Source organism: Megasphaera geminata F0357, from assembly GCF_000239275.1.
Classification (GTDB): Bacteria; Bacillota; Negativicutes; order Veillonellales; family Megasphaeraceae; genus Megasphaera; species Megasphaera geminata.
Genome location: NZ_JH417601.1, coordinates 1 through 9,435, shown reverse-complemented (window position 1 = coordinate 9,435; position 9,435 = coordinate 1). Strand labels below are relative to the sequence as shown.

1 protein-coding gene and 4 pseudogenes are annotated in these 9,435 nt (G+C 51.5%); all 5 read left to right on the top strand.

The window, feature by feature from the left end; all coding sequences use genetic code 11:
- A pseudogene (locus HMPREF0080_RS11705) lies at window positions 1–1,951 on the top strand (hypothetical protein); the annotation flags it as partial.
- A gap of 103 nt (window positions 1,952–2,054) precedes the next feature.
- Window positions 2,055–3,368: pseudogene (locus HMPREF0080_RS10850) on the top strand (S-layer homology domain-containing protein); the annotation flags it as partial.
- Window positions 3,369–3,388: 20 nt separating this feature from the next.
- Complete coding sequence (locus HMPREF0080_RS05980) at window positions 3,389–4,090, top strand: hypothetical protein (protein WP_006790429.1); 702 nt, start codon at window positions 3,389–3,391, stop codon at window positions 4,088–4,090.
- A gap of 385 nt (window positions 4,091–4,475) precedes the next feature.
- Window positions 4,476–4,910 (top strand): annotated as a pseudogene (locus HMPREF0080_RS11700) (ESPR-type extended signal peptide-containing protein); the annotation flags it as partial.
- Window positions 4,899–9,435: pseudogene (locus tag HMPREF0080_RS11535) on the top strand (ESPR-type extended signal peptide-containing protein); the annotation flags it as partial. The pseudogenes HMPREF0080_RS11700 and HMPREF0080_RS11535, both read left to right, overlap by 12 nt.

Genomic DNA, 9,435 nt, shown 5'->3' with positions numbered 1-9,435 from the left:
CGAATATGATCCTTCCAACATCAAAACGATGGTGAACAGCAATGGTGAAATGATTGTCGGCATGGACAAGAACCTGAAAGCGGACAGCATAGCCATCAACGGCAAGGACGGCAAGGACGGCGCCACCATTAAAGGCGGAGACGGAAAGCCGGGCGTTGACGGCACCAATATCACCCGTCTCATTATCGAAGAAAAAGATGGCAAGCAGCATGACGTTGCCACCCTGGACGACGGGCTCAAATTCGCAGGAAATACCGGTATTGTGGCTAAAAAACTGAACAGCACCATGACCATTAAGGGGACCGGTACGAAGGCGGATACCGAATATGATCCTTCCAACATCAAAACGATGGTGGACAGCAATGGTGAAATGATTGTCGGCCTGGACAAAAACCTGAAAGTAGAAACCATTACGGCCGGCAAAGATGGCAAAGATGGCAAAGTCGGAGTAGCGGGAGCGAATGGTAAAGATGGAGTGACCATCACGGCGGAAGGGCCTGCGGGTCAGAATGGAGTAGACGGCCATATCGGAATCAACGGTAAGGACGGAACATCGGCGGACATCCATGTAAAAGACGGAGCACCGGGAGTAGACGGAGCACCGGGAACCCATCTGACGCGAATTGTATACGAAGATAAGAACCATGTGACCCATGAAGTGGCTACCCTGGATGACGGCATGAAATACGGCGGTGACACGGGGGCTGTCATCAAGAAGAAACTGAACGGACAGGTCAATGTAGTGGGCGGCATTACGGATACAAGCAAACTGACAGATGATGACAACATCGGCGTCGTATCCGACGGCAGCGATAATCTGAAAATCCGTCTGGCGAAAGATGTAAACCTTGGGCCGAACGGCAGCCTGACCATCAACGGAAAGACTTATATCAACAAAGACGGTCTGAATGCGAACAGTCAGAAAATCACCAACGTAGCCAACGGTACGGTAAACAGTGATGCGGTCAACTTCGGCCAGCTGAAAGATGCTGTTGCGGCAGGCAAGACAATCCTGAAAGACGGTAAGAACACCACCGTTGAAGGCGAAGGTACTGTTGCAAATCCGTACAAAGTCAATGTAAAAGACGACCTGGTACTCGGTGAAAAGGGTGCAAACGGTAAAGACGGGTCCATCGGCGTCAACGGTAAAGACGGCTCCGCCGTAGTTATCAACGGCAAGGACGGCTCTATCGGCATGAACGGTAAGGACGGTGCCAACGGGCTCACCATTAAAGGCGGAGACGGAAAGCCGGGTGTTGACGGCACCAATATCACCCGTCTCATCATCGAAGAAAAGGACGGTAAGCAGCATGACATTGCTACCCTGGACGACGGCATGAAGTACGGCGGCGATACGGGGGATGTCATCAAGAAGAAACTGAATGAACAGGTGAACGTCATTGGCGGCATTAAAGACGAAAGCAAACTGACGACAGATGATAATATCGGTGTCGTATCTGATGGAAACAACAACCTGAAAGTCCGTCTTGCCAAGGATATAAAGCTGAACAGTGTAACTGCCGGCAATGTGGTGATGGATACTACCGGATTCTATGTCAAGAATACGACGCGTACTCCGGCCGGAACCGGAACGGTTTCTCTTACTGCGGATGGGCTGAATAACGGCGGAAATAAGATTGCCAATGTAGCGGCAGGCGAAGCCGATACGGATGCCGTAAATGTCAGCCAGCTGAAAAATCAAGGCTCGGAGATTATCAATAAGGGCTTCGGCATCAAAGCGGAAGACGGAAACGAAGTAAAGAAAAAGCTCGGTGAAAGTGTGGATGTCGTAGGCGACGGTAAGAATATTTCCACCAGAGTCGAAGGCGGCAAAGTCAAAGTTACACTTAAGGACGATATTTTCGTAAAGAGTGTTAACAGGCCATACGAAGATGGATACCAACGGGCTTACCATTCAGGACGGTTCCGGCAATACGGCAGTGACAGTTGATAAGGACGGGCTGAAGATCAAGGACGGCCCCAGCGTCACCAAGGCGGGAATCGACGCAGGCGGCAAGAAAATCACCAATGTGGCCGCAGGCGAGGCTGATACGGATGCCGTCAATGTCAGCCAGCTGAAAAAAGCGGCAGCCAGTGCAACCACAAAAGTGGCAGACGGTAAAAATACAACGGTGACTTCTGAAACGAATGCCGACGGATCCAAGACATACCGTGTGAATCTGAACGATGATATTACGCTGGGAAGCGATCCTTCCAAGCAGGTCAGCATTAAGGGAACGGAAGGTACGATCAAAGCCGGACAGGTGACTGTCAACGGTGCGGCAGGAACAGTGAACGGCCTGACCAATAAGACCTGGGATCCGAACAACATCACCAGCGGCCAGGCGGCGACGGAAGACCAGCTGAAGGTGGTCTCCGGCCAGGCAGGCAAGCACTCTTCCGTAACGGCAGGCAGCAATATTTCCGTGACGACAGGAACAAATGCAAACGGCGGCACGGAGTATAAAGTGGCTGTAGTCGATACACCGACTTTCAAAACTGTGACTACGGGAAATACGGTGATGAGCAATAGCGGCCTGACGATTAAAGACGGTCCGAGCGTTACGCAAACCGGAATTGATGCAGGCGGTAAACAAATTACCAATGTTGCAGCAGGTAAAGCCGATACGGATGCCGTTAATGTGGGTCAGCTGAAACAGATCGGCGGAGCCGTCAATAATATTGATAACCGTATCAATCGTGTCGGCGCAGGAGCGGCGGCTTTGGCAGCCCTTCATCCGCTGGACTTTGACCCGGATGATAAGTGGGATTTCACTTTGGGATACGGGAATTACAAGGATGCCCATGCCTTGGCGCTTGGCGCATTCTATCGCCCGAATGAAGACACGATGATCAGTGTCGGCGGTTCAATGGGCGGTGGAGAAAATATGATAAATGCCGGTTTGAGCGTAAAACTCGGACAAGGCAATCATGTTTCCACTTCCAGGGTGGCGATGGCAAAGGAAATCAAGGATCTTCGCGCTGAACTGGAAAATATGAAGGGGACGCTGATAAAGGTTGCTGAAGGAAAACAGCTGGATTCTTTAGATATGGACAAGATGCAGCTCTTCCCCGATGTGCCTGAAAATCATTGGGCTTATGACTATGTAGCGACTCTGGCAGGGAACGGTGTTATTGTGGGGTATCCGGACGGACAGTTTGGCGGGGACCGCATGATGACTAGGTATGAAATGGCTGCGTTGATCTACAGGGCTATGCAGAACGGTGCAGCCGCCGATGACCGGATGGCCAGAGCACTGAAAGAATTCGAGCCGGAACTGGAACGTATCAGGGTAGATACCATCACCAAGCATAAGGATGGCACACCTGATATCCAGCGTGTACGCGTCATTAAAGATCGCGGTTAATCGGAGCGAGAGGCTTTCAGATGAAAAAATCATGGTTTGCTGTGATGGGAATACTATCAGTATTGTTGCTGCCGGGGCCTATGGCAACGGCAGCAGATGATATTACCGTAAACGGCCAGTTTGAAGGGGCCTATGCGGAAAATGTATATTGTTTTGTTACTACCGATGGACAGGAAATCCCTGCCATGATGGAGCATGCGGGAAAGATAATGAGTTATACGCCTTTTCAGGCGACAGGGCATGTAGCTTACAATCAGGCCGGACAGCCTGTACTTATTATCCGGAATGTGTCTTATCAGGAGCGGCTTCCCAATCAGCGTACAGTCAGCTACAGAAAAGATGTCGGAAATCCGTATCCGTCACAGGGCTCAATAGCATCACGGACATTCCGGGATGCAGGGTATTTCATGGGACCGATAAAAAGTGATCTTTCCAATTGGTATCAGACAAACCCGGGAGATTTGAAAATAGAGGATCTGGGCGCTTATCAGGTGGCATGGGATTTGTCCGGGCTTCCTGCAGGGACAAGAGTCTGCACTGTGGGCAGTGTTCTATCCAGCGCAGGCGGCGGGCTTATGAATTTTCGTACCGCCCAAGGGAATATAATTCTTATAAACCTCAATGGCGCAGTTGTTCCTATGGGACAGCGAGTAACCGTTTTGGGAATTATTTCCACCCCGCCGGTGCTGACAGTCCAGTTCGTAAACAGTGTTGCACCCTGATTGGCTCAGATGACTTTGGTTCTTTTACAAATGTTGGGGTGCGGTTACCCGGCAAGTCTTTTTTGGCATCGATCACGGTAGTGGTCGATGCCATTCTTTTTGTTAAATAATAGGGTACGCACTCGGAAGCGTTTAAAATGTCCGGTATGCTATGAGTATACGAGTCAGGCAGAATCACTTTTTATCGGCCCGGCCGTATTTCCTTGAAATCCTTTATCCGCATAGTGGATTCTCTGCTTTTTGTTCATATTCATTATTGTAATAAACTTGCTACAAACGATATAATTATTGCAAAAGTGATTGTGCCATATTATAATTTGAAGTGATTATTTATCTTGAAGAATACAGATTATTTTTTGTTTTTTAGTGTAATAGGAGGAAATGTATGAATCGGATTTACAAAGTCATCTGGAGCCGGGTGAAGCATTGCTATGTGGTAGTTTCGGAACTTACGAAAAGTGCGGGTAAGGGGAATATTTCTGCAGTAAGCGGCCATTCTCTCTGTGCCCTTGTGTGCGTTCTTGCCGTCATGGGATGTTTGGCGCCGGGCATGGCGGGCGCCTCGTTTAACGGCGGGATCGGTGCTACAACGGCTACAGCGAACAGCATAGCCGTCGGGGATGATGCTCAAACGACAAAGCAGTATACGGTGGCTCTCGGCAGCAGGACGCGGGCAACTGATATATATGCTATCGCCATGGGCGATCAGGCGAAAGCTACGGCACAGGGTGCGACTGCCATAGGGTCTTTGTCTTTTGCTTCAGCTTTGCATTCTCTTGCTGTCGGCGACCAGGCACAGGCCACGGCGTTGAACAGCTCCGCTTACGGTATTCTGTCGAAGGCATTATCATGGCACAGTGTGGCCATCGGTAATGAAGCGTCCGTCGGCAAGGGGGATCCGGATCAAGCGTCAAGTCAGAACGGGATTGCCATCGGGAATGGTGCGAACGTTACCGTGAACCCTGCCACAGCGACACCGGGGATTAACGATAAGAGCGGCGGTATCGCGATCGGTCATAGTGCGACAACCAAAGATATCAATACGGTCGCCCTCGGTACCGGTACTGTCGGCCAAGGCGCACAGGCGGTGGCTATCGGCCGTAATGCGCATACGAACGGAAATAATACGGTCGCTATCGGGAATAATACCGAGGTTCGTTCTACTAACGGTTTCGCGCTTGGTAATGAAGCACGGGCAGGTATAGATGAGAATGATCATATTGTAGGTAGAGATAATGACCAGGCTTTCGGTTCCAATGCCAGGGCCTGGGGCGGTTCTTCCATGGCTTTCGGTAATAATGCGAAGGCTGCTAATGGCGGTGCCATTGCCATGGGGAACGGCTCTCAATCCAGAAGGGGATTGGGGCGTAGCCATCGGTAACGGAGCAAAGGCCCTGGCTGCGGGCGCCCGCGCATTGGGGGCAAATTCCACAGCGAAAGGAGTCAATTCCACTGCTATCGGCTGGGACAGCAAGAGTGAAGCAGATCGCGGGATCGCCATAGGTGAGACCGCTTCCGTTGAGGATGGAACAGAGAACGGCATTGCCATCGGCACGGGAGCGAAAGCGTCAGGAAAAGGCAGCACCGGCACTCCAAGTCTCCCGGCAAGTACAGTAGCCATCGGCCAGGGCGCGCAGGCTTTGGAAAACGGAGATGTCGTCATCGGCCGCCAGGCGAAGAGTATTGCTTCTACAGAGCATGGTAATCCGGGATCCGGCGCGGTAGTGGCAGGCGCGGAAGCGGCGGCATACGGCGCCAGAGGCGATGTGGTCATCGGCGCGTCGGCGGAAACTAATGTCAAGGTAAAACAGTCCGGCGGGACTGTCGATGCTAAATATGCACAGGGGGTCGCTATCGGCAGTACGGCAAAAACCTATGGCACCCAGTCGCTGGCGCTTGGCGCGGATACGAGGGCAATCGGGAACTCTTCCGTTGCCATCGGTGGAGACGATATCGATATGGCCCGTACGGAACTGGAAGCAGCCGTGCCTCAGCTGAAAGCAGGAAACGGGATCAAAAAGAGCTTTAATAAGGAAATAGAAGATAAGTTTACCGGCGGTTTGGGCTCGGCCTCCATCAATGTGAAAGGGAAATATGCGAATACCGCCGCTATCGGTGATGCCACCACGGCCATCGGGACGTTGAGTGAAGCATTCGGTACAGGATCTACAGCGATCGGTATCAATTCTTTGACCAAAGGGACGGCAAGCACCGGTATCGGGATCATGGCACGGAGCTGGGGCACAAATTCTCTTGCTCTCGGTACACAGGTAGGCGCTTATGGTGACCGGTCATCCTCTATCGGTGATACAAACCAGGTGGGTTTGGATATGAAAGACGGGTCTAAATCCGGGAAAGAATCCGCAGCTGTCGGCTCTAACAATACTATTTACGGAAACCAGGCCTATGCTGTCGGCGCAGGGAATACCATCGGCTCCGCCACGGTTGTGACCACGACAGAAGCAAACGGCAGCGCAGCCGGTGCTGACCAGGATAAAATCACAACAGTCACTGCCGGGACAGTGAAAGGAAATATGGCAGGCGCTTTCGGGTACAAGAATATCATTAATGCGGATAACGCCTATGCGAGGCAGCAACTCCACGGTTTCCGCCGACGGTGCCATGGTGCTGGGGAACAGTGCTTCCGTGACGGCAAAGAACGGGATGGCTCTCGGCAGTGATACAAAGGTGGACAATGAAAATGCCGTAGCCCTCGGCGCCGGTTCAGAAACGGCGGCGGCCGTGGTGACTCCTTCTGCTGTCATCAACGGGACAACGCATAACTTTGCGGGTACCAACCCGGCTTCTACAGTCAGCGTGGGCAAGGCAGGCACAGAACGGACGATCACCAATGTGGCGGCAGGCCGTATTTCCGGCACTTCTACCGATGCCATCAACGGCAGCCAGCTCTATGCGGTGACCTCGGAAATGGATAAGGGCGTGGCCTATGCGGGCGATGTAAAAGCTGCAGGAGCTGCAGATAATAAGTTTACCCGGAAATTGGGCGAACAGACGAATATCGTCGGCGGCGTGGCAGATGCGTCTAAGCTGACAGACGGAAATATCGGCGTGGTATCCAACGGGACAGATACGTTGAATATCAAATGGCCAAAGATGTGAAAGTGGACAGCGTCACAGCAGGCAACACGGTCATCAATAATAACGGATTGACCGTAGGCGGAAAGACCTATGTGACCAATAACGGCATCAACGCGAATAACCAGACCATCACGAACGTGGCCAGCGGCGGAAATACGACGACCAACGCGGCTAATATCGGGGATGTGCAGACAGCCGTGAACAATGCGGTGACCAACGTTACGAATACATTGACGGCAAAAGGCCTTGATTTTGAAGGGAACGACGGTGCGGCGAATAAAGTTCATCGTGATTTGGGCACAAAACTGACCGTCAAAGGCGGCCTTGCCAATGTGACCACCGGCGTATCGGGCAAGAACCTGGGCGTGAAGAAAAACGCGGCAGGAGACGGCCTTGATTTAGTGATGAGTGAAAAACCGGAATTCACGGAAGTGACGGCAGGCGCGGGAACAGGTAAAGTCGTCATCAACGATAACGGCGTGCATGTAGGCGGGAAGACCTATATCAACAATAGCGGCATCAATGCCAACAATCAGAAGATCACAAACGTGGCAACCGGTACTGCCGGGACAGATGCCGTCAATGTGGATCAGCTGAATGCGGCTATCGGCGGTACAGCAAAGGCGACAACAGTCAAAGCGAAAGACGCCAACGTAACCGTTACGAAAGGAACCAGTGCCGAGACAGGCGGTAGAGAGTATACCGTCGGACTGGGGAATGTGGTTACCGTAGGGCAGACCCATCCCGTCACGGTAAACGGGGATGCCGGGACAGTGAACGGCCTTACAAATACGACTTGGGATATTGACAACCCGCAGCCCGTATCCGGACAGGCCGCCACGGAAGACCAGCTGAAAACAGTCAGTGACGGAGTAAAGACCAACAAGACAAATATCACAAAGAATGCCAATGATATTACGAACATCAACACGACGATTGGAAAAGGGCTGAACTTCAAAGGCGATGACGCAACTGTTATCAATAAGAAACTGGGGCAGCAGCTGGATATCAAAGGCGGTGCTGACGCGTCAAAACTGTCAGATAACAATATCGGCGTAGTATCCGGGAACGGCGCGCTGAATATCAAACTGGCCAAGATGTGAAAGTGGACAGCGTCACAACGGGCGGCACGGTGATCAACAACAACGGCCTGACCGTAGGCGGAAAAAACTATGTAACCAATAACGGTATCAACGCGAATAATCAAAAGGTGACCAATGTGGCTGACGGCAACGTGGCATCCGGCTCCAAGGATGCGGTAAACGGCGGCCAATTGCATGACGCTAAAAATGAAGTCATCAATAAAGGCCTTCGTTTCGATGCGGATAATAACAGCGAAAAAACGAATAAATTAGGCTCTAAAGTCACCGTCAACGGCGATAGTAATATTACGACGGAGATCACTCAAACCGGTGACGATACAAAAATAGGCGTAAAACTCAACCGGGACATTAATGTGAAGACAGTAACCGCTACGGATACGGTGAAAGCCGGCGGTGTGACGATGGGCAACCAGACATCCGGCGGTACTACCGGTAATTATGTAACAGGCCTTGATAATAAGGACTGGAATATTCAAAATCCCAACATTGTATCCGGCCGCGGTGCAACGGAAGATCAGTTGAAGATTGTCAGCGATGAAGTGAAGAAACAAGGCGCCAACGCCACCGATTATCGGCTGGTACAAAACGCATCCAGTGTGGACGGGTCTTATACGGTTGATGCCAACGGTGATATTGATTTAACCGTAGAAGATAAAAACCATGCAGGCCAGAAAGAAACCGTTACGATTAAGGATGTCGCTTCCAAATCCAAATTGGATGACGTGATTAGCAAAGGCTTGCAGTTTGACGCCAATACAGGCGGTGTACAGACCAATAAATTGGGCTCCAAGATAACCGTGAAAGGGGAAGGCACCGCGGCCGATGCGGACTACAGCGGAGAAAACCTTAAAACCTTTATCACGCAAGACCCTGCCGGAAATACGACAATCGACGTGAAGATGAATAAAAACCTTAAGGCCGAAACCATCGTCGCTACAGGTAAAGACGGTACAGACGGCAAGATCGGTATTAACGGCAAAGACGGCGTGACGACAGACATCTCCGTTACCCGTGACGGCAAGCCCGGCGTGGACGGTGCGCCGGGCACGACGACGACCCGTATCGTATACGAGAAACCGGACGGTACCAAAGAAGAAGTGGCTACCTTGAATGACGGCATGAAATACGGCGGCGATACAGGAA

What these genes read in the sequence shown, in the direction of transcription:
- HMPREF0080_RS05980 (WP_006790429.1), top strand. Translation starts at nt 3,389, where the DNA reads ATGAAAAAATCATGGTTTGCTGTGATGGGAATACTATCAGTATTGTTG.